This window comes from Actinoplanes utahensis (assembly GCF_016862455.1).
GTDB lineage: Bacteria > Actinomycetota > Actinomycetes > Mycobacteriales > Micromonosporaceae > Actinoplanes > Actinoplanes utahensis.
Window position 1 is genome coordinate 94,302 of the sequence record NZ_BOMZ01000082.1, and the last position, 23,873, is coordinate 118,174.

At 71.7% G+C, this 23,873-nt stretch carries 17 protein-coding genes and 3 pseudogenes; 10 read left to right on the forward strand and 10 right to left on the reverse strand.

Annotated features, from left to right (window positions below):
- Positions 1 to 18: 18 nt before the first annotated feature.
- From Aut01nite_RS45145 to Aut01nite_RS28675, 4 genes and pseudogenes are all read right to left on the reverse strand, one after another.
- A pseudogene (locus tag Aut01nite_RS45145) lies at positions 19 to 75 on the reverse strand (hypothetical protein); the annotation flags it as partial.
- A 94-nt stretch (positions 76 to 169) separates the two neighbouring features.
- Positions 170 to 349: pseudogene (locus tag Aut01nite_RS44915) on the reverse strand (aldo/keto reductase); the annotation flags it as partial.
- 79 nt (positions 350 to 428) lie between these two features.
- On the reverse strand, positions 429 to 1,388 hold the full coding sequence (locus Aut01nite_RS28670; RefSeq protein ID WP_043524102.1) for a cation diffusion facilitator family transporter: 960 nt from the start codon (positions 1,386 to 1,388) through the stop codon (positions 429 to 431).
- A 22-nt stretch (positions 1,389 to 1,410) separates the two neighbouring features.
- Positions 1,411 to 1,758, reverse strand: coding sequence for a DUF952 domain-containing protein (locus Aut01nite_RS28675; protein ID WP_043524103.1), 348 nt, complete (start codon positions 1,756 to 1,758; stop codon positions 1,411 to 1,413).
- A gap of 98 nt (positions 1,759 to 1,856) precedes the next feature.
- Here Aut01nite_RS28675 and Aut01nite_RS28680 point away from each other — a divergent pair, with 98 nt between their 5' ends.
- From Aut01nite_RS28680 to Aut01nite_RS28705, 6 genes are all read left to right on the forward strand, one after another.
- The gene (locus Aut01nite_RS28680; RefSeq protein ID WP_043524104.1) at positions 1,857 to 2,939 is read left to right on the forward strand and encodes a hypothetical protein; all 1,083 of its coding nucleotides are present in this window, start codon (positions 1,857 to 1,859) and stop codon (positions 2,937 to 2,939) included.
- Positions 2,940 to 2,999: 60 nt separating this feature from the next.
- Complete coding sequence (locus tag Aut01nite_RS28685) at positions 3,000 to 4,832, forward strand: hypothetical protein (protein WP_043524105.1); 1,833 nt, start codon at positions 3,000 to 3,002, stop codon at positions 4,830 to 4,832.
- Positions 4,833 to 4,953: 121 nt separating this feature from the next.
- Positions 4,954 to 5,499: a hypothetical protein gene (locus Aut01nite_RS28690; protein ID WP_043524106.1), complete on the forward strand. Its 546-nt coding sequence runs from the start codon at positions 4,954 to 4,956 to the stop codon at positions 5,497 to 5,499.
- A 29-nt stretch (positions 5,500 to 5,528) separates the two neighbouring features.
- Positions 5,529 to 6,104: an MOSC domain-containing protein gene (locus tag Aut01nite_RS28695; RefSeq protein WP_052163510.1), complete on the forward strand. Its 576-nt coding sequence runs from the start codon at positions 5,529 to 5,531 to the stop codon at positions 6,102 to 6,104.
- A 56-nt stretch (positions 6,105 to 6,160) separates the two neighbouring features.
- Positions 6,161 to 9,865 carry a GTPase gene (locus Aut01nite_RS28700; protein ID WP_052163511.1) on the forward strand — a complete coding sequence of 1,235 codons (3,705 nt, stop codon included), beginning with the start codon at positions 6,161 to 6,163 and terminating at the stop codon, positions 9,863 to 9,865.
- Positions 9,862 to 11,430 carry a GTPase domain-containing protein gene (locus Aut01nite_RS28705; protein ID WP_052163512.1) on the forward strand — a complete coding sequence of 523 codons (1,569 nt, stop codon included), beginning with the start codon at positions 9,862 to 9,864 and terminating at the stop codon, positions 11,428 to 11,430. The genes Aut01nite_RS28700 and Aut01nite_RS28705 overlap by 4 nt, the downstream gene beginning before the upstream one ends.
- Here Aut01nite_RS28705 and Aut01nite_RS28710 read toward each other — a convergent pair whose 3' ends face one another.
- Complete coding sequence (locus Aut01nite_RS28710; RefSeq protein WP_152628612.1) at positions 11,431 to 11,982, reverse strand: hypothetical protein; 552 nt, start codon at positions 11,980 to 11,982, stop codon at positions 11,431 to 11,433.
- 782 nt (positions 11,983 to 12,764) lie between these two features.
- Here Aut01nite_RS28710 and Aut01nite_RS28715 point away from each other — a divergent pair.
- The gene (locus tag Aut01nite_RS28715; RefSeq protein WP_043524108.1) at positions 12,765 to 15,545 is read left to right on the forward strand and encodes an AbfB domain-containing protein; all 2,781 of its coding nucleotides are present in this window, start codon (positions 12,765 to 12,767) and stop codon (positions 15,543 to 15,545) included.
- Positions 15,546 to 15,833: 288 nt separating this feature from the next.
- Here the strand turns inward: Aut01nite_RS28715 and Aut01nite_RS28720 are convergent, their stop codons facing one another.
- From Aut01nite_RS28720 to Aut01nite_RS28740, 5 genes are all read right to left on the reverse strand, one after another.
- Complete coding sequence (locus Aut01nite_RS28720) at positions 15,834 to 16,595, reverse strand: ABC transporter ATP-binding protein (protein ID WP_043524109.1); 762 nt, start codon at positions 16,593 to 16,595, stop codon at positions 15,834 to 15,836.
- Positions 16,592 to 17,350, reverse strand: coding sequence for an ABC transporter permease (locus tag Aut01nite_RS28725; protein ID WP_043524111.1), 759 nt, complete (start codon positions 17,348 to 17,350; stop codon positions 16,592 to 16,594). Before Aut01nite_RS28725 ends, Aut01nite_RS28720 begins: the two co-directional genes overlap by 4 nt.
- Positions 17,347 to 18,135, reverse strand: coding sequence for a class I SAM-dependent methyltransferase (locus Aut01nite_RS28730; protein ID WP_043524112.1), 789 nt, complete (start codon positions 18,133 to 18,135; stop codon positions 17,347 to 17,349). The genes Aut01nite_RS28725 and Aut01nite_RS28730 overlap by 4 nt, the downstream gene beginning before the upstream one ends.
- Positions 18,132 to 19,112, reverse strand: coding sequence for an ABC transporter substrate-binding protein (locus Aut01nite_RS28735; protein ID WP_043524188.1), 981 nt, complete (start codon positions 19,110 to 19,112; stop codon positions 18,132 to 18,134). Before Aut01nite_RS28735 ends, Aut01nite_RS28730 begins: the two co-directional genes overlap by 4 nt.
- A gap of 99 nt (positions 19,113 to 19,211) precedes the next feature.
- Positions 19,212 to 19,646 carry a hypothetical protein gene (locus Aut01nite_RS28740; RefSeq protein WP_043524113.1) on the reverse strand — a complete coding sequence of 145 codons (435 nt, stop codon included), beginning with the start codon at positions 19,644 to 19,646 and terminating at the stop codon, positions 19,212 to 19,214.
- A 126-nt stretch (positions 19,647 to 19,772) separates the two neighbouring features.
- Between Aut01nite_RS28740 and Aut01nite_RS28745 the strand changes: the two genes are divergently transcribed.
- The 3 genes and pseudogenes from Aut01nite_RS28745 to Aut01nite_RS28755 form a co-directional block, all read left to right on the forward strand.
- Positions 19,773 to 20,240 (forward strand): hypothetical protein, encoded by a 468-nt coding sequence (locus Aut01nite_RS28745; RefSeq protein WP_152628613.1) that lies wholly within the window; start codon positions 19,773 to 19,775, stop codon positions 20,238 to 20,240.
- Positions 20,241 to 20,306: 66 nt separating this feature from the next.
- Positions 20,307 to 23,090 carry a tetratricopeptide repeat protein gene (locus Aut01nite_RS28750; protein WP_043524115.1) on the forward strand — a complete coding sequence of 928 codons (2,784 nt, stop codon included), beginning with the start codon at positions 20,307 to 20,309 and terminating at the stop codon, positions 23,088 to 23,090.
- Positions 23,087 to 23,873: pseudogene (locus Aut01nite_RS28755) on the forward strand (NAD-glutamate dehydrogenase domain-containing protein); the annotation flags it as partial. The gene Aut01nite_RS28750 and the pseudogene Aut01nite_RS28755, both read left to right, overlap by 4 nt.

Genomic DNA, 23,873 nt, shown 5'->3' on the forward strand with positions numbered 1-23,873 from the left:
GACACCCTGGTCGAGGCGCATCGGGATCATGTCCCGTTCCTCCTCCCGCTTGAGCACGCTGTACTGGTCCTGCATCGCCGAGAAACGTCGTCCACCCGTTGACCACGGCCGCGTGCTGCGCCTTCGCGAACTGCCACGCCCACATCGACGACGCGCCCAGACAGCGCACCTTGCCGGCCCGGACCAGGTCGTCGAGGGCCTGCATGGTCTCCTCGACAGGCGTCTCCGGGTCGAACCGGTGGATGTAGTGGACGTCGATGTAGTCGGTGCCCAGGCGCCGCAGCGAGGCGTCCGCCTGCTCCAGGATCGCCTTGCGGGACAGGCCGCTGCCGCCGGGCCCGTCGTGCATCCGCCCGGACGGCGCCGTGCGAGGCTGGGCGGGACAACCGGGCGTGACGTTCCGGGACACCGCGAACGTCCGCGGGCGGTCAGCCGGACGCCGCGGACGTGCCCGGTGGGGTGATCCGGTCGTCGTGCCCGTCGTACGCGTAGTCGTGGTAGGCGCGCGGGTCCTCGAGGGGCTCCAGGTGGGTGAACACCGTACTGCCCGGCAACGCCTCCCGGATCCCCGTCTCGACCTGCTCGGCCAGGTCGTGGCCGCGCCGCACGGTCCACCGGCCCGGCACCAGGACGTGCAGGGACACGAACCGGTGCTGCCCGGACTGCCGGGTCTGCAGCCCGTGGAACCGCACCTCCGCACCCCGGAACCGGTCCAGGACGGCGAGGACCCGCTCCAGATCCGCCGGGTCGAGGGCCTCGTCCAGCAACGCCCGGACCGACTGCGCCACCATCCGGCCGCCGGTGACGAGGATGTTCAGGCCGACGATCGCGGCCACCGCCGGGTCCAGCCGCTGCCAGCCGGTCAGACCCACCAGGAGTACGCCCACCAGCACCCCGGCCGACGTCCAGACGTCGGTCAGCAGGTGTCTGCCGTCGGCGCTCAGGGTCGCCGACCGGTGGCGGCGGCCCACCCGGATCAGCAGCATCCCCACCGCGAGGTTCAGGATCGTCGCCGCCGTCGAGACGGCCAGGCCGATCCCGACCCGTTCGAGGGGGACCGGGGTGATGAACCGTTGCACCGCGCTGACCATGATGAACGCCGCCGCCACGAAGATCATCAGACCTTCGGCGCCGGCGGAGAAGTACTCGGCCTTGCCGTGCCCGTAATGATGGCCGGCGTCGGCCGGGCGGGCCGCGACGATCAGCGCGATCAGTGCGACGACCGCGGCGACCAGGTTCACGACCGACTCGGCCGCGTCCGACAGCAGCCCCACCGACCCGGTGATCAGGTACGCGACGAACTTCAGCGCGATCGTCGCGACGGCCGTGCCGATGGACAGCCAGGCGTACCGCGTCAGGTCGACCGCTTCGCCGTCCGTGCCCGCCACCGATCCTCGCCTCCCCTGGCCACTATTCGGGGAGGAGCATGCGGCCGTCGGGGTCGTGGTCGACGGGGATGACCTCGCGGACGGCGGTGGTGGGGATCGGGCCGTAGATGTGGGGGTACTTCTCGGCGCCCGGCTCGGGGGCCTCGTACTCGATCGGGGCGGTGAGGGTCTCGCTGTCGATGACCAGCACCACCAGGTCGTCGGCGTCGGCGTAGACGAACTCGGCGACGGCGCGCAGCTGGTGCGGCAGGGAGCAGTGGATGAAGCCCTGCTCCTCGAGGGAGACGCCGCGGGTCGACATCCGGTACCAACCGGATTCCAGGGCGGCCTCCCAGGTCGCCCGTTCGGTGATGTGGAGCAGTCGCGTCATGCCGGCGACGGTATCGGATTCGTGATCTCGTTCGCGCGGACGGGAGCCGCCGGGAGAGAAGTCTCAGGTGGGGCGGGGTGCCGCCGACGTCAGTGGCCATGTCCCCTGCACGTTCGTTCCCGCGCCGGCCGCGCCGGCCGCGCCGGCTGGCCCTGCTCGTCGTGATCGGGGCGCTGCTGGGCGGAACCCTCGCGGTCCGGCGCAACCGGGGGAAGCGGGCCGATCGGCGCCCGCAAGTGGGGGAGTGCCCCGGCGACGTGCCGGTGACGGCGGATCCTGAACCAGCGGACCTGCCGCAGCCGGAGGCGCCGGAGCCGGACGTGCCGAAGCAGAAGGCGTCGCGGTCGGAGATCCGGCTGGCCGTCGCCGTCGTGCTGATCTTCACGCTGCTGGTGACCGCGGTGGTGGGGAAGCGGCTGGCGGATACCGACCGCACCGTCGATCCGGACACCGCTGTCCAGACGCGGGAATCGCTGGTGGACCGGACCGGCGTGGCCGTGCGCGACCCCGGCGTACCGGCTGTCACCGCGGCGCCGGAGCCGCCGACCGGGGTGGAGCCGGACACCCTGGCCTCCGACGGCGTGTCCTGTGAGCCGGGCGCCGGCCCGGTCCTGAACACGGTGCGTCCCGTCCTGACCGCCCGGATGGCGACATCCGTACCAGTCAGCTTCGAGATCAAGAAACTGGGTTCCCCCGAGTACGCCGGCGGTGAGCAGACGGCCCGGGACGGCCTCCTGGCCATGTACTTCCGTGGGCCCGACCGGCTCCAGCCGGGCCGGTCGTACCGCTGGCGGATCCACGACGAGGCGGCGGACATCTGGACGCCGTCGTGCGAGTTCACGATCGCCGCGCACACGACCGACTCCCTCGACCTGGACGAGAACCGGCCCGTCACGGTGAGCATGCCGCCGGCGAGGTGGCGCGACGTCGCCGGGGTGCTCGGGCCCGGCTGGCCGCACGGCGACACCCCGTGGTTCTGGTCGGTCGAGGCGGCCGGCGCGCAGGAGGCGGCCGGTGCGGTTCCGGTGTCGCTGCGCGGCTGGGACTGGGGGACGGTGATCGACGCGGTGGCGGAGGCGGCGTCGGCACGCAACGATCCGCATCTGTGGCGGCTCGTCGACGCCCTCTCCACGGAGGCCGGCGGCCCACCTCACCCGACCCTGGGCTACCCGCGGGCTTGAGGACCGTCGCCCGGTGGCGTAGACAGAGACTGTCCTCGATGGGCGGTCAGGGGGTGTCCCATGTGGCGCCGGATTCTGCTCGTGGCTCTCGCCGTGCTGGCCGGAGCGGCGCCGCCCGGCGCCGTCACCGCCGCCGGACCGCGGCCGGCCGACGGGCTGCTGCCGTTTCCCAGCGACCGGTTCACGGTCGCCGACCGCGGCAGCCCGACCGGGCGGCGGGTGCACTTCCCGGCCGGGGCGCTGCCGGCGAACGTGGCCGGGACGCACATCGACCCGGCCGAGTGGAACCGGCAGGACGGGTTCAGCCCGGGCACGCCGATCCTGGTGCACGTGCCGGGGCTCGACCCGGTGGCCAGCGGGATCGCGCCGGTCACCGACATCGGCCGGTCAATGCGGCCGGACGCGCCGATCGTGCTGCTGAACACCCGGACCGGGAAGCGGACGCCGTACTGGGCGGAGCTGGACGCCCACGCGGCCGCCGAACCCGGGCGGCAGCTGCTCGTCATCCGGCCGGCGGTGGCGCTGAGCGAGGCGACCCGGTACGCCGTCGTGCTGCGCGGGCTGCGGGACCGTACCGGCAGGTCGATCCCCGCCCCGAAGGCGTGGGACTTCACCGTCGCGAGCCGGGCCGGGCTCACCGGCCGGGTGCTGCGGATGCGCGACGACGCGTTCGCGGCCCTCGGGCGGGCCGCCCCGGCGTTCACGGTCGGGCAGGTCACCGACTACACCGCCGAGCAGGACGCCCGGATCGCCCGGCAGGTGCGCGGCACGGTCGCGGTGCCGAGCTATCTGACCGGCGCCGGCGGTCCCGGATCCCGGCTGCACTACGGGACGGGCGGAGAGCTGCCGGTGGCGTCGGGAACGACGTACGCCGCCGATTTCGTGTGCAACATCCCGCGCGGGGTGAGCGCGCGGCGGCCGGCGCACCTGTCGCTCTACGGCCACGGGCTGCTCGGCGCGCCCACCGAGATCGACGCCGGGAACGTCAAGGACATGGCGCACCGGTACGGCTTCGCGTTCTGTGCGACCAGCTGGATCGGGCTGTCGGCGGCGGACATCCCGTACGTGACCGGCACCTGGAGTGATCTGAGCAGCTTCCCGTCCGTGCCCGACCGGTTGCAGCAGAGCTTCCTGAACTTCCTCTTCCTCGGGCGCGCGATGGTGGCGGCCGGCGGGTTCGAGGGGCATCCGGCGTTCCGGGACGGGCAGGGGCGGAGCCTGCTGAACCGCCGGGGTGGCCTGCACTACGACGGCAACAGTCAGGGCGGCATCAACGGGGGAGCGCTGACCGCGATCGCCCAGGACTGGACGCGGTCGGTGCTCGGGGTGCCCGGGATGAACTACAGCACCCTGTTGCAGCGCAGCACCGCGTTCGCGCCGTTCCAGCAGCTCCTGGACCGGTCGTACCCGGACAAGGCCGATCAGCAGGTGATCTTCGGGCTGCTGCAGATGCTGTGGGACCGCGGGGAGGCCAACGGGTACGCCCAGCACCTGACCACCCGCCCGCTGCCCGGCACGCCGGCGCACCAGGTGCTGATGCACGTCGCGTTCGGTGACCAGCAGGTGTCCCCGGCGGCCGCGCAGGTGCAGGCCCGGACCATCGGGGCGCGCCTGCACCGGCCCGCGCTGGCGCCGGGCTGGTCGGACGAGGTGACGCCGTTCTGGGGCATCGACCGGATCCGGGCGTACCCGTACCGTGGCTCGGCTCTCGTGGTGTGGAACAGCGGCGAGGCGTACGCGCCGCCACCGACCAACCTGGCGCCCGCCGGCCCGCGGTACGGTCCGGACCCGCACGAGTTCCCGCGCGCCCAGCCGGGCGCCCAGATGCAGAAGGCGACGTTCCTGCTCACCGGCCGCGTGATCGACGTCTGCGGCGGCGCGCCCTGCCCGTGACGTGGCGGCCTCTCGCGTGTCACGACATATGCTGCCATGCCCGATGTGGTGAACTTTGACGACGTGCCGGTCCGGACCACCCGCGGGCCCTGCTTCGTAGTCAAGAAGGAGTACTGATCCGGTGTTCTCTCTCGGTCTGGGACTGGCGAGCCTGATCGCCGGCCTGCCGGTCCTCCCCGTCGCGCAGGCCCTCCCGGTCGCGCCGGCCGTGTTGCGGCTGACCCCGGCGGCGGTCGGCCGCGTCCCGGTCGGCGGCTCGGCCCGGGAAGCGGAGCGGATGCTGCGCCGGGTGCTGGGCACGCCGAACCGGACGTGGAACGGCAAGGGCTGCGAGCTGGACCCCGCGTCGGGACCACGCCGGGCTCTGATCTGGGGTTCGCTGACCGTGAGCCTGGAACCGGCGGCCGGCGCCGGGCGACTGATCGGCTGGACCGTCGGCGCCGGGCGGATCCCGCCACGGGTGCGCCTGCCACACGGCGTCACCACCGCGACGACGGTCGGCGCGGCGAAGCGGGCGATCCCCGGGGCCATCACGCGGTGGGACGAGGTGTTCCAGAAATACTGGATCACCACCCCGGCCGAGCCGTCGATGCGATGGGCCGGGGACCGGGCGGACGGCTCCGGCCGGATCACCTACCTCACCAACGCGTTCGAGCCCTGCGAATAGCGGTTGCGGGCGTCTAGCACAGTCCAGTCGTGGATGACACCATCGCCGTCAGGCATCGCTCACTGGACGAGATCAGAAACGGGCTGCACGTCGTACGGCAGTCCCCGCAGGAAGTCGGCACCCTGGAGCTGGCCGTGCGCCGGCCCACCCCCGGCACCCGGGAGGTGCTCGCCGAAGCCGTCCTGGACCCGGTCGCCGGCCTGGTCGGCGACAGCTGGAGCCGGCGGCCCAACTCCCGCACCCCGGACCGCACCCCGCACCCGGACATGCAGCTGAACGTCATCAACTCCCGGTTCACCGAGCTGATCGCCGGACCGGACCGGGACGCCTGGGCACTGGCCGGTGACCAGCTCTACGTCGACCTCGACCTGAGCGCCGACGCCCTGCCCGCCGGTTCCCGCCTGGCGATCGGCGACCGGGCGGTCATCGAGGTGACCGCCGAGCCGCACAACGGCTGCGCCAAGTTCGCCGCCCGGTTCGGCCGGGACGCCCACAAGCTGGTCTGGACCGACGAGGCGAAGAACCTGCGGCTGCGCGGCCTGAACGCCCGCGTGATCACCGGCGGCACGATCACCCCCGGCGACACCGTCCGGCGGATCGGGTGAGCGCAGCCGGCCCTGCCGCGCGCCCGGTCGATGATCGTCTGTGAGAGGGTCGGGGAGTGACGACGGAGGCAGTGTCGCTCGAGGAGGCCGTGCGCGCGGCCGTCCAGCACGGACACACCGAACTGACCCGTCTGGACGCCGTCACGGCCGAGCTGGCCGGCGTCTTCGAGCGGGAGAGGGACGCCGGGCCGGCCCCGCTCGACGAGATCGTCCGGCGGTTCCCCGAGGAGCTGCGCCGGCATCTCGACCGGGAGCGGGAGTCGCTCGGGCGGTTCAACATCGCGTTCTTCGGGCGCACCGGCGTCGGCAAGAGCACCCTGCTGTCCACCTTCGGCCGGCTCGACGGTGAGTACGTCTCCCCGGGCGACAACGACTGGACCACCGAGGTACGCCCCATCGAGTGGCGGGACTGCCGCCTCTACGACACCCCCGGGATCAACGGCTGGGGCCGTACCGAGAGCCGCGCCGGTCTGGAGGCCAAGGCCCGCCGGGCGGTCGAGATCGCCGACGTGGTGCTGCTGTGCTTCGACACCCAGGCGCAGCAGGAGATGGAGTTCGCGAAGATCGCCGCCTGGATCCGGGACCACGGGAAACCGGTGGTGGCCGTCCTCAACGTGCGCAACCCGATGTGGCGTCACCCGGCCCGGGTCGTCCCGGCGCTGCGCCGCAACCTGTCCGAACCGGTACGCCAGCACGCCGGGAACATCAGCGCCCAGCTCGCCCGGATCGGGCTGCCGGACACGCCGGTCGTCGCGATCCACAGTCAGCGGGCCCTGTTCGCGCGTGCCGCCGTCCCGTTCCGCGGGCCCGGCCAGCTCCAGAAGGGCTTCCACCGGCAGCGCGAGCAGTTCGGCGTCGACTACCTGGACCGCTTCTCGAACTTCGGGACGCTGGAACGCCTCATCGTCAACGCGATCGCCGAAGGGGGCGCCGACCTGCGGCTCGCGGCGCTGCGCGAGGACGTCCGCGCCCGGTGCCGCCGGGCCGCCGGTGAGCTGAGCGACCTGGCGGCGGAGGTCGAACGGGAGGCGGAGGCCCGGGAACGCACGGCCGAGTCGCTGTTCGCGCTGCTCGGATATCCGGACGGCGACGAGCGTACCGAACTGGTCGGGGAATCCGAGCGGGCGCGCGATCGCCCGTACACCGCACCGGTCAAAGGCGCCCTGGACCGCTTCGTCCGTCACCTCGCCGCATCGCATCTCGCCGGATGCCGCCGGCAGGCCAAAGCCGCCGTCGACGAGCTGATCCGGACGGCGTTCGACGAGCGCCGCACCATCGACCAGGAGACGTTCACCGCGACCGTGTTCGACCGGGACGCCGTCGCCGCCGCCGCGGCGGCGGTGTGGGCCGACCGCCGGGCGTTCCTGCAGCGTGAGCTGGCCGTCGCGGTGGACCAGGACACCACCGGCGGCAGCCTGGCGGTGTCCCACGCGGCCACCATCCTCGGCGGCGAGGGCAGCGGGGTGGCCGGCGACGTCGTCCGCGGCTCCGGCATCGTGGTCGGGCTGGGCGCCCTCGCGGTGCCCGCGGTCGCCGCGCTGCTGTCGAACCCGATCGGCTGGGTGATCGCCGCGACCGCCGCCGGCGTCGGGATCGCCGGGCAGATCCAGCAGCACTTCGGCAAGAAGATCACCCAGCAGCGATCGGAACAGGCCCGCAAGGCGAGGGCCCAGGCCATCGCGGACGGGCATCGCGCCGTCGACCAGACCTTCGACGAGGCCGAGGACACGCTGGTACGCGACAGCCGAGCCGCCGCGTGGACGCTGCTGGCCCCCGCGGTCGCCGAGTCGCTGCACGCGGCTGTCGAACTGCGGAGCGCGCACCGCCGGATCGACCGGCTGATCGACGGCGTGCGCGCCTGCGCGGAGACGATCAGTCCCGCGCCCGCGGTCGGCGACGTCATGCACCGGGCACGGCGCCGGACCGGGGAGCTGCTGGGCGAGGACTGGCTGGAGGCCGGGGCCGGCCGGCAGCCGGCGCCGATCGACCCGGCGGTCGAGGAGGCGTACGCCGCCCACCGGCGGCAGGACCGCGACCGGCTGGCCCGGGTGACCGCCGCGGCCTGGGACACGGCCGGCGTTCCCGGGTGGCTCGCCCGGCTCGAGGACGCCGCCCGCCACGACCCGGCCCTGCTCGACATCGTCGCGACCTTCCGGCGGGTCCGCGCGGCCCGGCCGGCGCTCGCCGTGCTCGGCGACTACAACTCCGGCAAGTCGTCGCTGATCCGCCGGATCGTGGTGGACTCCGGCGGGCCGGCGCACACCGGGTTCGACATCCGGGCGATGCCCGCGACCACCGCCGCGACCCGCTACGAGCTGCAGCGGTTCGACCTCGTCGACACTCCGGGCCTGCAGAGCGGCGACGCCGGGCACGACACCACCGCGCTGGAGGCGATCGTCGAGGCGGCTCTCGTTCTCGTCGTCGTCCACATCAACCTGCTGATCGGCGACACCGCCACCCTGGAGCGACTGGCCCGCGGCTCGGAGACGCTCGCCGCGAAGGGCGGCCGGATGGTGTTCCTCATCAACCGGTGCGACGAACTCGGCGTCGACCCGCTCACCGAACCGGAGGACTTCCGCAACCTGCAGGACCGCAAACGCGAGGAGCTGCGCGCCGCCCTCGCCACCCGGTCCGTCGACGTCGGCGCCGACCGGATCCACTGCCTGGCCGGCGACCCGTTCGGCCAGGTGGGCGCCGACACGTCAGCGGGACCCGGCAGCTTCGACTCCACCCGGCTGTGGGACGGCGTGGCCGCCCTGACCGGCGCCATGACGGCGCTCACCGGCGACCACCTGACGGCGGCGGCCACGACCGCCGCCCTCGACGCGGCCGTCACCGCCCTCAAACGCCACCGGCACACCCTCGAGCAGGAACAGAGCGACGGCACGCGGGAACTGCACCGCAGCGAACCGGTGATCGACACGCTGCGGGACGCGGTGAAGGACGCCGTTCTCATCGAGGGCGCGCTGCGCGAGGACGCCCGCCGGATGGTGGACCGGCACGTGGTGGCGGCCAGGTCCGCCGTCGCGCGACTGGACCGCCGGGACGCCCGGAAACTGGAGGACCTCGTCGCGTCCTGGTGGAAGTCCCCGGCGTTCGAAGCCGACCTGGAACGCTACCTCGCCGACGCGGCCCGCAGACTCGACGAGTGGCACAGCGACCACGTCTCCGCGATCGGCCGCGAGATGCGCGCCGCCGAGTTCCAGGTGACCCCCGCGTTCGCCGCCGAGTTCAGCGCGCACGGCAGCACCTGGGGCGAGAGCCTCACCCAGAACGCCGGCAACGTCGCCGGAGCCGCGGCATCGCTGGCCAGGGCCCTCGGCAACCGGGACGCGGTCTACGCGATCGGCAAGCAGCTCGGCCACGACTTCAAACCGTGGGGCGCCGTCCAGGGCGGCGCCACCGTCGCCAAGGCGAGCATCGTGCTCGGGGCGGTCGCCGCGGCCGTGGACGTCGCGTCGATGGTCGGCGACATCCGCAAGGCCGGAAAGCACGAGGACCAGCTGAGGGCGGCGGCACGCGAGATCGACGAGGCCGCCGCCGGGATCGTCGCCCAGATCCTCGACGGCGAGCAGGGCGACGGCCCCGCCGGATACCTCGCCCAGCGCACCCGGGAACTCGAGGCGCTGCTCGACGAACACCTCGAACGCGTCACCTCCGTCAAGAAGCGGATCGACGCGGCGGCCGCCCGGGCCGCGACGGCCACCGCCCTGATCACGGCAGCGGACGCAGGGACCGGCACACCAGGAGGAGACGAGTGACCGTGGTGGACATCGAAGCGGTACGGGATTGGCTGGGCCGGCTTCCCGGCGGCTCCCTGGCCGAGCGGTACACCGGCGAGTGGGACCGGTTCGCGCGGCACGACCGGCCGGTCGTGACGCTGTTCGGGTCCTACGACACCGGGAAGAGCTCCCTGCTGCGGCGGCTGCTCGTGGACGCGGGCGCCGAGGTCCCCGGCTGGCTGACCATCAGCGCCCGGCACGAGACCTTCGAGGTCGGCGAGGTCGAACTCGGCGGCTGTGTCGTCCGGGACACGCCCGGGTTCGCCGTCGGCGCCACCGACGTACGGGCCCGCAACAACACCGGCCGGGCGATGACGGCGGTCGCGCTCACCGACGTCGGCATCGTGGTGCTGCCGCCGCAGCTGGCCACCGCCGAGCACGGCGAGCTGCGCAGAGTGCTCGACCGCGGATGGCCGGCGGGCACGATGTGGTTCGTCGTCTCCCGGTTCGACGAGGCCGGGGCCGACCCCGAGGACGACCCCGAGGGGTACGGGGAACTCGCCGCCCGCAAGATCGGCGAGCTGCGTGACCAGTTCCGGCTCGACGAGGGCACCCGCGTGTTCGTGGTCGCCCAGGACCCGTTCCAGCTGGCCGGACCGGCCACCGGCCTGGGCCGGGAGACCTGGGACCCGTTCCGTGACTGGGACGGCATGGCCGGCCTGGCGGACGCCCTCGCCGCATTGTCCCCGGCGGACCTGCCCGCATGGCGGCGTGCGGCCGCGCAACGCTACTGGACGACGGTCCTCGACGAGACCGTCACCGAACTGCGCGCCCAGCTGGCCGAGTACACCGAACGCGCCGCGGTGGCCGCCACCGGCGTCGCCCGGCGCGACTCGTGGGAGAGCGAACTCGACGCCCTCGACCGGGCCGCCCACGCCGGCCTCGACGGTCTCGTCGAAGACGTGATGCGCCGATCCGGGGAACTCGGCGCCGGCGAACTCCAGACCGAGATCCAGCGCGCGCTCGACGAGTGGTTCACCAGGCACGAGGCGCGCCTGCAGCGGCTGCGGCAGTCGATCCACAAGACCCGGGAACAGGACCGGGCCCGCCCCGACTGGACCGGCTTCGCCGCCCTGGTCGCGACCCTGGAATCCGGCACGGACACCGGGCCCGCCGCGCCCGGCGCCGTCGCCGACCACCTCGACACCGTCGGAACCCTGCTGCTCGGCGCGCTGAAGGTCGCCACCGAGGCGGGCGCGCAGACCGCCGCCAAGAAGGCCGCCGCCACCTGGGGACGGCACCTCGGCACCGCCGAAGCGTTCCTCCCCGTCGCCGTCCACCTGGCGAGACTCGTCGACCAGCACCGCACCGACAGCGCCCACCGCGACCACGACAGGGCCGCCGCCGAGCAGCGGCGGCAGGTCGTCGCCGCGTGCACGAGTCGCGCCCGCGAGGCCTGGCAGCCGTTCGTCGACGACATCCGGGCCGACATCCTCGCCGGGACCGGCGACCAGGCCGGCCTCGACACCACCCTGCACGACCTGGTCACCCGGCTGCGCCAGGCGGTGACCGAGGGCGAGACCCTGCTCGGGCCGCAAGACTGATCACTCCAGGCAGTACTTGTTCTCCCGGGAGGTGACGGTGACGGTGTACGACCCCGTCACGCCGTTGGACGTCTCCTTGACGCAGGTGTCCTTCGCCGCCGCCTCCTCATATTTGTCCTTCGAGAGCTCCCGCATGAGCGCGATATTGAAAGCCGCTCCGGCGCACCAATAGGCCGACCCTTTCCAGCGCAGTTTCTTCACGATTTTGTCGCAGGCCACGCTCGCTCCGGCATCCTTGAGGAGATCCCAGAAGCTCGTATCCTGATTCGCCTCGTTGATGATCTTCACCGCGTGCCGCGAGTAATAGGTCGAACAGGACACGATGCCGCAGTTGTTCTTGAACCACGGTTTCGGTTTCAGCGGCTCACAACCCATGTAGAGGGCGACCCCGTAGTCCTGCTTCTCCTGCTCCGAGGCGCTGTCGCCGGGCTTCGGGGGGCACGGTGCGAGCGCGGCGGCAGCGGCAGGACTCGGCGCGACACCGACGACCGGCATCCCGATCAGGGCCGCGCCGATGAATGCCACGAAGGTGAAAGCCCGATTTCGGCGCATGAATTCTCCCGGTTTTCTGGTTCGCTCCAGGTTCGGAAAACGCTACCGCGGCGCGATATATAGCACCAGATCGGCAATGGAAAAGCACGCTTTCGATAATTGATCATCGTGGACCCGGGGTGTCCGCTTGCCGACCTCGCGAGGATGCGGCGGCCAAAGAGGAGCATCACTGACCCTATGGCCGCTCTCCGGGCGCGGCGGGAGGTGATCAGCATGCCGAGGTGGGGCAGGCGCCGGCCGGAGGACCCGCTCGCGCGGATCCGTGCCGATGAGCTGAAGACCCTGCGTGAACTCCTCGCCGGCCAGGCCGAAGTGGAGCCGCTGTCCCGGGCCGTCGACGACCTGGTGACGGCGGACGGGCCGGCCGCCCGGCACGCGGTCGTGCACCGTCATCCGGAGCTGGCCGGCGCCCGCGGCGCCGCAGGCCGGCGTCGTCGTCACCGCCTATCTGTGGGAGGGCTGCCACCCGGAAGACCTGGAGTTCACGCGAAGTCCCTCATGACCGTCGATGTTCGGGTGCGTTCGGTTGAGCCCAGGCCGAATCCGGCGACGGTGAGTGCTCCGCGAAGTGCGGCGAGGAAATCTTTTGAGGACCGTGTTCCAGCTGCTCAGGGCGCTTGCGTTTCAGTTAGGTTTCCTCGCTGTTCCTTGACAGAAAAAGTTCGACAGTGGATGAATGTGTTTCACCGCGAGCCCGCGAATCGCCTCCGCCGAGCGATTGCCGCGCCGCGTCCACTGGCCGGTCCGTCCACTCGTTCCCCCGCACCCCCGGAAGGAGTCCGATGCGCCACCGCATCACACACCTGCTGTCCGTGCTGGCACTGGCCGCCGGTGGGCTCGTCGCCACCGCCGCCCCGGCAGCGGCCGTCATCCCGAAGACGCCGCCGCTCACCACCCCCTGGACCGGCCAGGTCTCCACCACGAATCCGCTGCCCGAATATCCCCGCCCGCAGATGACCCGGCCGGACTGGCAGTCGCTCAACGGCGAATGGCAGTTCCTCAACCCGGCCGTCACCGACCGCAACGCCGCCCCGCCGATCGGGCAGACCCTGCCGGAACGGATCCTGGTGCCGTACCCGGTGGAGTCCGCCCTCTCCGGGATCATGCGCAACGACGACCGTGACCTCATGTTCTACCGCCGGACCTTCACCGTCCCGCAGAACTGGAACGGCCGGCGGATCCAGCTTCACTTCGGGGCGGTCGACTACGAGGCCACCGTCTGGGTCAACGGCGTCCGGGTCACCACGCACAAAGGTGGCTACGACCGGTTCGAGGTGGACATCACACCGCAGCTCAACGGCGGGACCAACGAGATCGTCGTACGGGTCTACGACCCCACCGACGGCCGCGGCGAGAAACAGCCGGTCGGCAAGCAGACGAACAACCCGTCCGGAATCTTCTACACCCCCACCTCGGGCATCTGGCAGACGGTCTGGCTGGAGCCGACCCCCGTCTCCTCGATCTACTCCACCGACATCTATCCGAACATCGCGAACAACACCGTTCGGGTACGGGTCTTCACGCGCGGAGACGTCAGCGGGCACAGCGTATTCGCCGAGTCCCTCGCCGGCGGCACCGTGGTGGGCAGCGCGACCGGCGGCTTCACCGACTTCACCGTCCCGGTGCCGAACGCCCGGCTGTGGTCGCCCGACGACCCGTACCTCTATCACCTCCGGGTCTCGCTGCGGAACGGCGCCGGGGCCACCGTCGACCAGGTGACCAGCTACTTCGGCATGCGCGAGGTCGGCACCAAGCTGGTCGGCGGGGTGCTGCGGCCGACCCTCAACGGCGAGTTCGTGTTCCAGATCGGAACCCTCGACCAGGGCTTCTGGCCGGACGGGATCTACACCGCGCCCACCGACGCGGCGCTCGCCTTCGACCTGCAGAAACACAAGGACCTGGGCTTCAACATGGTCCGCAAGCACATCAAGACCGAACCCGCCCGCTGGTACCACCACGCCGACCGGCTCGGCCTGCTGGTCTGGCAGGACATCCCGTCCACCCCGGCCTTCGACCAGAACCGCACGGCCGCGCAGATCGCCCAGTTCGAGACCGAGGCCCGGGAGATCGTCGACGAGCACCGGGCGTTCCCGTCGGTCGTCACCTACGTGCCGTTCAACGAGGGCTGGGGCGAGTGGAACCTCGCCGACACCCAGCGGATCACCCGTGACCTGAAGACCTACGACCCGACTCGCCTGGTCGACGCGCACTCCGGCTACAACTGCTGCGTCTCCAAGGGCGACCCGGGGACCGGCGACATCATCGACTGGCACGTCTACACCGGCCCGGACGCCCCGCTGCCGTCGGCGACCCGCGTGTCGGTGCTCGGCGAGTTCGGCGGCATCGGCCTGCGCACCCCCGGCCACGAGCACAGCCCCAACGGGCAGTTCTTCGCCTACGAGCAGGTCGACAGCAACGCGCAGCTCAACGACCGCTACACGGGCATGGTGCGGGACGTGCGGCGACTGATGACGGTCAAAGGCCTTTCGGCGTACGTGTACACCGAGATCACCGACGTCGAAGGCGAATACAACGGCCTCCTCACGTACGACCGCCGCATCCAGAAGGTCGACACGAACCTGGTGCGGGCCGCCCACACCGACCTGATCGCCGCGTCCCGCAACGAGAACGCCGCCGTGCCGCTCACCCTCGGGCACGTCCGGTCGTTCCAGGTCACCAACGCCGGGCTCACCGACCGGCACCTGCGGCACGCCGACTCCCTGGTCCGCACCGACGTGATCAGCGGTGACACGGCACGGCAGGACGCCTCCTTCCGTACCGTCGCCGGGCTGTCCGACCCCCACTGCTACTCGTTCGTCTCGGTCAACCACCCCGGCCGGTACCTGCGGCACGCCGACAGCATCGTCCGCGTCGACGGTGACACCGGCGGCACGTTCGCGGCCGACGCCACCTGGTGCACCCGGCCCGGCCTCGCCCCCGGCGGCATCTCCCTCGAAGCCGCCGACCAGCCCGGCCGATACCTGCGGCACGCCGGCGGCCAGGTGCGCATCGACGCGAACACCGGCGGGACGTTCACCGCCGACGCCACCTGGAACGTGTCGGCGCCGGCGCTGTGGCGGAGTTCGGTGCCGCTGCCCACCGACGTGCGGCGGTCGCTGCGGGTCACCACATGGGGCTTCACCGACCGGTACCTGCGGCACGCCGGTGGGCTCGGCTACACCGAGGTCGTCGACGGTGGCAGCAGCGCCCTGCTCCACCAGGACGCGACCTTCACCGTCCGGCGTGGCCTCGGCGAGTCGTCGTGCTACTCGCTGGAATCGGTCAACTACCCGGGCCGATACCTGAGGCACGCCGACAGCCGGATCCGGCTCGCCGCCGACGACGGGACGGCACTGTTCGCGGCCGACGCCACGTTCTGCGCCCGGCCCGGACTGTCCGGAACCGGGGTGACGCTGGAATCGCTGAACTTCCCCGGCGCCTTCCTGCGGCACTACGACGCACAGGCGTACATCGCCTCCGGCGGCGCCGGCTCCGGTTTCGGCCGCCCGCAGACCCTGACCGCCGACAGCACCTGGATCCTCGCCGCCCCCTGGGCACCCTGACCCACACCCGCCGGGACGGCTGGCGCCGTCCCGGCTCGCAACCCCGTTCCACGTCCCGTCTCCGGCCCGCTTCAGCCACTGAGTCTCGTGCGGTCCCGGCAGCGGCCGGATCGTCGCGCCGAACGTCCGGCTGGTTGTCACGGCTGTCTTGGCCGCCCCGAGACAGCCCTGACGACCAGCCGGACAGGATCCCCCGCTGACGGGACCGGCCGAACGAGACACCCCACCACCGAGAACCCGACCCCGACGGAAGCTGTCGCGGAACGACCGGGACGACCGGGATGCCGATCAGTCGTCGCCGGATTCGGCGAGGACGTCGTGCAGGTGGGCGACACACTCGGCGACCGCGGGCAGGGCGGCGCTGCGGCCCAGGGACCGCGGCCGCGGGATGTCGATCGTGAGCACCTCGCGGACCCGGCCCGGCCGTGGGGAGAGGACCGCGACCCGGTCGGCGAGCAGGACCGCCTCCTGAATGGAATGGGTGACGAAGACGGTGGTGGCGGGGCGGGCCAGGTGCAGCGCCTGCAACTGGGCGGCCATGTCCTCGCGGGTCAGGGCGTCGAGCGCGGAGAACGGCTCGTCCATCAGCAGCACCCGGGGCCGCTGGATCAGGGCCCGGCACAGGGCGACCCGCTGCTGCATGCCGCCGGACAACTCGTACGGATGACGGTGGTGGAAGCCGGCCAGACCGACCGCGTCGAGCAACTCGCGGGCCCGCACGGCGCCCTCGGCGCGTGGTTGCCGCGCCATCTCGACCGGCAGGAGCACGTTGCCGAGGGCGGTACGCCACGGCAGCAGCGCCGGTTGCTGCTGCATGAGCGCCACCTCGCGGCTCGGCGCGCGCACCGCCCGGCCGGTGACGGTGATGGTGCCGGAGGTGGGTTCGAGCAGGCCGGCGATCAGGCGCAGCAGGGTCGACTTGCCGCACCCGGACCGGCCGATGACCGCCACGAACTCGCCCTCGGCCACGGTCAGATCGATCTCGTGCAGCGCGGCGACGCTGCCGGACCGGGCCGGGAACGTCCGCGACACCCGCTCCACCACGATCATCCGCTGATCGCCCTGGCCCAGGGCACGAGCAGCCGTTCCAGACCGGCCACCAGATAGAACAGGGCGGTGCTGAGCAGCGCCAGGAGGGCGATGGCGGCGAACGCGAGCGGGGTGTCGAACGACGTCCCGGACAGCACGATCACCGCGCCGAGCCCGCCGGTCGGATTGTTGATCTCGGCGACGACGGCGCCGATCACGGCGAGGGAGATGCCGACCTTCAGGCCGACGAACATCTGCGGGAGCGCCCACGGCAACCGGATCTTGACGTACGCCTGCCAGACGCTCGCCGACAGTGACCGGCTCAGCTCGCTGAGCTCCACCGGGGTGGAGGTGAGCCCGGCCATCGTCGCGACCACCACCGGGAAGAAGCAGATCAGCACGACCAGCACGATCTTCGGCTGGGCGCCGAAACCCAGCCACACCACCAGCAGCGGCGCGACCGCCACCTTCGGCACCGAGTTGAGTGCGACGAGCACCGGCAGGGTGGCCCGTTCCAGGGCCCGCCAAGCGGTCAGGACCATGGCCAGCAGCAGGCCGGTCACCACCGCGATGCCGAATCCGGTGACCGTCACCGCGACCGTGGAACCGGCCTCGCGCAGCAGGTACGCCGGTTCCCGCCGGAACGCGGCGACGATGTCCGGTGGGGCGGGCAGGAAGAACGGCCGGATCCCGAACACCACGGTGCCCGCCCACCAGATCGCGAGGGCGGTCACCGCGCCCAGCAGCGGCAGGCCCGCGGAACGGATCCGGGTCACCGGCGGCGGCCCATCGTGGAATAGGTGAAGTGACTGCGGATCACCAGCCGCGGATCCCCGGCGAGCTCGGTGAGACGGTCCAGTTCGGCGTCGGTGAACCCGGTCGCGCGCAGCCCGGCGCCCACCTGCGCCACGTTCACGGCGATCAGCCGGGCGCCCGCGGTGCCACCGGCCCACGACCCGGCGCGGATCTCGGTGGTCACCCCGGTCAGGCCGGCGGCCAGCATCGCGGCGTGGGCCCGGCCCGCCCAGGCGGGATCGGCGCCGTTGGCCGGCAGGAGCCGGCTCACCAGGATGCGGTGGTACCGCTCGACCAGTTCGCTCGCGGCCGCGTCGGGCGCGGCCAGGACCACGCCGGGGTACGCCGACAGCCAGTCCTCGATCAGCAGGATCCCGCCCGGGGCGAGGCCTTCGGCGAGACGTGCCAGAATCCGCTCCCGGCCCGGCAGGTGGGCCAGCACCAGGCGCGCGTGAATCAGATCCCACGGCGGCTCCGGAATCGGCTCGGTGGTCAGGTCGTGACGGCGGACCACGTACCCCTGATCGACCGGCATGTGCCGCGGATTGACGTCGGTGGCCAGCACGTGCCCGCCCGGCCCGGCCCGGGCCGCCAGCCAGCGCGCCACGCTGCCGCCCCCGGCCCCGGCCTCCAGGCAGCGCAGCCCGGTCAGGTCGCCGGCCGCGCCGAGCCGGTCGAACGTGAACGGGTCCAGGATCCCGGCGAGCAGATCGTGGCGCAGCTCCGCCGCCGGGTCGTCGTTGTCGAAGGAGTAGGCGGCGCTCATGCCGTCGGCGCCACCGCGAAGTCGACCACCGACTCCGGGGTCAGGCCGGGCGGGATCAGGCCGTTGGTCTCCAGGGTGGCGAGCGCGTCGGCGACCCGGGTCCGGTCGATCGCCCCGGACGGGTCCACCGCCGGCGCCATCAGGGTGATCTCCCCGACGGCGGCCGCCACGTCGGCGGTCGGCTGCGCCTTCTTCAGGATCTGTGCGGCCTCCTCCGGATGGTCCAGGCTGTATCGCAGCCCCTTCAGGGCCGCGTCCCGGAACCGGCGGACCAGGTCGGGATCATCCTGGGCCACCGCTGTCGACGCCATCAGGCCGTTGCCGAACAACCCCGGCAGGAACGTGCTGTACGGCAGGACGACCGACTTCCTGCCGCCCGCCGCCTTCTCGATGCCCCGCGCCCCGATCAGGAACGTGCTGAGCGCGTCCACCCGGCCGCTGGCCAGCAGCGCCGGCAGCTGAGCGGGTGGCGCGTTGACCCATTCCACCCTGCTCTCGTCGATCCCGGCCAGCTTCGCGTACCCGGGGAAGAGCAGCTGGTTCACCGAGCCGGTCGCCGCGCCGAGCTTGCGGCCCTCCAGGTTCTTCGGCGCGGTGATGCCGGCGCCCTCCAGCGCGATGATCGAGACGAGGGTCCGCTGGTGCACCGCGGCGAACGCCCGGATGTCCGGGGCCTGACCCTTGCCCGCCAGGATCCACGCGCCGGTCAGGTCCACGTTGGCGAACTGCGCCTGCCCGGCGCTGAGCACCTTGATGTTCTCCCCGGTGGCGGCGCCGAGCTGAATGGTGACGTCGAGCCCGGCGTCGCGGAAGTATCCCTTCTCCTGGGCCACCCAGGCGAAGGCGTCCCGTCCCACCGCCCCGAACGCGGTCAGATAGGTGACCTTGTCGGAACCGTTCTCGGTGGAGTCGCCGGAATCCCCACAGCCTGCGATCAACAGGACGACGACCATGAAAACGGCGGTCAGTCTCCTCATCGCCATGATCCCCCGTATCGGTGGCAAATGCAGCCAAACGATACGCCTCGATGCCCAAGGTCGGCACAGGCCGGACGTGACTGCCCGCTTCGCGCCGATTCACTTGCCCTCCGGGCTCAGGCCCACGATGGAGGTGTTGTTGTTTCCCACGATCGAGTGCGGCGAGTTCAGCACCGTGACGTTGGTGAATCCGGGCGTCTCCGGTCCTGGCGCCTTCTCGACCAGCGCGGTGAGGGCGTCCGCCAGAGCGGCGTCCCGCTCGACCACCTGCCCGATCGCCGCGAGCAGTGCCGTCGCGTTCGACGGGCTCTGTGGGTTCTCCGCGAAGTCGGTCACCGCCGTCTCGATCCGCGCCGCCCGTGACGACCGGCGCAGCAGCAGGAGGATGCTTCGCCCGCTCTCCACCAGTGGGCCCAGCGACTGAGCCCACTGGGGATCGTTCGCCCGCTCCAGAACCCGGGCGCCCGCCGCGGTGGTGAATCCGGCGAGCGGGGTGAGCACCCGCTGAGGAAGGTCCTTCAGATCCGCGGCCATGGTGATCCCTTCGTGATGGACAGTCCTACGACTTCTATCCGGGCGGCCGCGAGCGGGCAACCGGTGACGTACGGATGATCCATTGATCCCGCTACAGTCGGGACACTGTCGCGGGAAGGTGGCGTCGTGAGCAGAACCGCGTTGTGGCTGAACATCGTGTTCACCGTCGCTCTGACGATCGTGTCCGGCGTGATCGTCAACAAGATCACCACGAAATTCACCTGGGCGCTCCTCGGGGGCCTGGTCGTCATCGGTGTCGGTCTCGCCGTCGTGACCTGGTTCGACAAGCGTTCCCCGGCGCCGGCCGGACCGCCGCCGAGCGCCCCGCCCGCGGGCCGATTCGAGAACGTCACGATCACTGACTCGCCGCTGTCCGCTGTCGGTGAGCGCAACGTCGTTCAGATCGGCTCCGGCAACGCCGCGTCGCCCGGGGAGGGCGGCACCGCGGTCGCGGGCCGCCGTAACGGCCTGCTCGCCGCCGTCGTCAGCCTGATCGTGGCCGTGGCAGTCGTCGGTGGGACCTGGCTCTGGGACCGTGCCGCCTCCGCACCCGCGAAGGCCGGGTCGGCAGGCCAGACCACCGTGCAGCGATAGGCCGCGGTGAGTCACCGGCCCGGCGAGACGAACGAGGCATCCACTCCGGGCGCCTCGTTTCGTGACGTGAGTGTGATCAGCTCACCGAACAGCGTCTTCGGCAGCAGCAACCTCATCTTCCAGGTCAATCGTGTCGAGGTCACCGCGAGGCCCGGGACTCCGGGCTGGGTCGGCCATGGCGCGGACAGCGACCGGTTCCGGGCCGCGACCCTGTCGGTGTTCGGCGGTCTGCCGAAACTGGACTCGGTGCCCGTGCCTGCGAACCCGCGGCCGTCCTGGTGGCTCGAGTCGGCACATCATGTCGTCCCCTACCAGCGGCCCGGACAATACGACGAGCTGCTCACCTGGTGCCAGACCGCGGCCCCCGGCGGTCCGGCGGTCCGTCTGGTGTGCGCGCCCGGCGGCGTCGGCAAGACCCGCCTCGCGCTGGAGTTGGCCGCCGAACTCCACGAGGACGGCTGGGTCTCCGGTGTCGTCACCGGTGACGAGTACCTTGGGGAGCTCACCTCGCAGATCCGGGCGGTGGTCGACGCCGGGCTGCGGGTCTTCGCCGCGGTGGACTACGCCGAGACCCGCATCCGTGCGCTGCGCGACCTTCTCGAACGGATACCTGGCACACATCTGGAACGCGTGCGGATCGTGCTGCTGGCGCGTTCCGGAGGAACCTGGTGGGAGACCCTGCCGTACAGCTCGGCGGCGATGCGCGTGCTCGACCCGTCGCCGGTGGACCTGAAACCGTTCTCGCGCCGGGCCGCCACGGAGATGTTCCACACCGCGTACCAGCGCTTCCGCGAAGAGATCCCGACCGGAGCCGCTGCCGAAGCCGGTCCGCGATTCGAGCCCACCTCCGACATGCGAGCCCTGGACATCCAGGCGGCCGCCCTGGCCACGGTGCTCAGCGGCCCTTTCGATCCGACGCCTCCGCCGGAACCGCTGCCCGCCGTCCTGTTGCACGAGCTGAGGTACTGGCACCGGGCCCTGCAACAGCGTGACGTGCGGTTGGAAATGGATGATCTGCTTCTGAGCCGCTTGCTCGTGGTGCCGACGCTGGTGCGCGCTCGGGACGTCGAGAGTGCCGAGGCCGCGGTCGCCGGTTGTCTGGAGGGGGCGGGACTGCCGGTCTCGGTGGAGCGGTTGACCGAACTGCTGGCCGGCCTCTACCCGAGCGAGTCGCCGGGCTTCCACTGGGGGAGTCTGCTGCCGGACCGGCTCGCCGAGGCCCTCGTCGCCTATGTGATCGACCGATCGCCGAGTCGGGAGAGGTCCTGCGCCCAGATGATCGCGCTGCTGCCCGGCGTCGCCGTCCACGATGCCGCGCACGTTCTCACGGTGCTGTCGCGCACCGGAGGTTTCGACGATCGGACGGCCACCGCCACACGGACCAGGGAGGGCGTCGAGTTCGTCATCCGCGGCCTGCTGGCCAGGCGCCCGGATGCCTTCCTGCCTGCCGCGGTCCTCGTGGCCGAGTCGATCGGGCGGCCGTCACCCGTCACCGAGGCGGCCCGGCAGGCGGTGACGAGGGCGGATCGTGCCGTCGTCCAGCAGATGGTCAAGAGCCTGCCGCCGTTCCACTCCGCGCTGATCGATCTCGCCCGTGAGGTTCAGCAGACGTGGGTCGGCATGGTCCGGAGCGGGCTGGCCGGCGGTCCGTCCATGGAGAACCGGGGAGCACTGGTGGAGGCACTGGCCGCGCTCTCGACGCGCATCGCGGCCGCCGGTGACTTCGTGACCGCACTGGCGTACGCCGAGGAGGCGCAGGAGGTCGGTTCGGAAGGCGCCGGCCTGGAATCCGAGTCCGTGCTCGCCGCCTATGCGGGTGCCCTGAACGCCGCCGCGTTCGCGCACTCCGGCCTGGGACAGACCGGCCGGGCCGTCAAGGACGCCGAGGGCGCCGCCGACATCTACCGGCGGCTGAACGAGCATGATCCGGTTATCTGGCTGCCGTACCTGGCGACCTCGTTGCACAACCTCGGAGTGCAACTGCCCTCGGTCGGCCGAAACCGGGATGCGCTCCTCGCGATGGAGGACGCCGCCTCGATCTACTGCGAACTCGCCTCGCACTCGCCACGGTGGCAGGCGGAACTCGTCGCCGCGCTGCACGTGCTCAGTGACCTGCTCGCGCGGACCGGGCAGGCGGACATCGCCCTCGCGGTGGCCCTGGAAGCCGAGATCCTGAGCCGCAAGAACGCGGAGACCGCGCCGGCCGTCTGGCTGCCGGACCTGGCGGAGTCGATGAATCGTCTGGGCGTCCGCTGGGCCGAGGCCGGTGACGAAGAGGCGGCATCGGTCGCGGGCGGCGAGTCGGTCGCGTTGTACCGGCGTCTGCACGAGGCGAACCCCGCGGTGTGGCGGCCGAACCTGGCGGCGGCGCTCAGCAACATCGCCGCACGTCATCTGGCGGCGGGCCGTCCGGATCAGGCGGTGGCGGCCGCCCGCGAGGCGTGGGAACTGCAACGGCTCACGACCGGGCGGAAATCGTCGGCGCACCAGCGGATAATGGTGTCCGCCGTCGCCAACATGGCACACGGGCATCTTCTGCTGAATCAGCCGGAGGAGGCGATCCAGGCCATCGACATGATCACCGAGGACACTTCGGCGGCAGAGGCGGAACCGGCGGATACCGATCTCGCGGATCTGCTCGCCATGAGATCGATCGGGCTTTCCCTGATGGACGACCGGGGAGGAGCTTATGCGTTGGCTCGCGAGGCGGCCGATCTCGCGCGCCGCTGCCGAGAATCCGGGTCGGGCCGGGAATCATTGTCACGCGTTCTTCACAATCTCGGTTTGAGATGCCGGGAGTTGGGCCTGGTGGAAGAGGGCGACAGCCTGCTCGGAATCGTGTCGTCGTGAGCCTCACGGAGCCGGAATCCCGGCACGACGACGAGCTCGACGAGCCGTTGCCCAATGCGGACCGGTTGGTGGCGCAGGCCGTCGACCTGGCGGGGGAGGACCACACGACCGCGTCGCTGGTGAGCCGCTTCTGGCGGTTCGCGCCCGACGAGGAACTGGTCGGTTACACACCCGAGGAGATGCTCGCGGCCGCGGCGGAACACCGCGAGCTTGCCGGCGACCGGCTGCCCGGTGAGTTGAAACTGGCCGTCACCGAGCCGGCCGGAGCGCAGGGCCGCAGTGTCCTGAGAATCGTATTCGACGACATGCCGTTCCTGCTGGACTCGGTGATCTCCCTGCTCATCGCCTACGGACTGCAAATCTACCTGACGGTGCACCCGCTGATCGTGGTGCGCCGGGAGCCGCTCGGCACGCTCGCCCAGCTGGAGCCCGACGTGGAGCCGGACGACGCCATCGACGGCGACCTGGTGGAATGCTGGATCCGGATCGAGATCGACCCGGTGCGCCGCCCGGAGGCCCGGGAGGGACTGCTCAAAGACATCAAACGAGTACTCACCGACGTCCGGGACGCGGTGGAGGACTGGCCGCGGATGCGCCAGCGCGCCGTGGCGATCGCCGACGGGCTGTCCGCGTCACCCCATTCCCGAGACCCGCTTCCGGTTCCCGACAAGGACGTCACCGACGCGATCGAGCTGCTCAAGTGGCTGGCCGACGATCACTTCACGTTCCTGGGGTACCGGGAGTACCGGCTGGACGACGGGGTCCTGACCGCGGTTCCGGGCA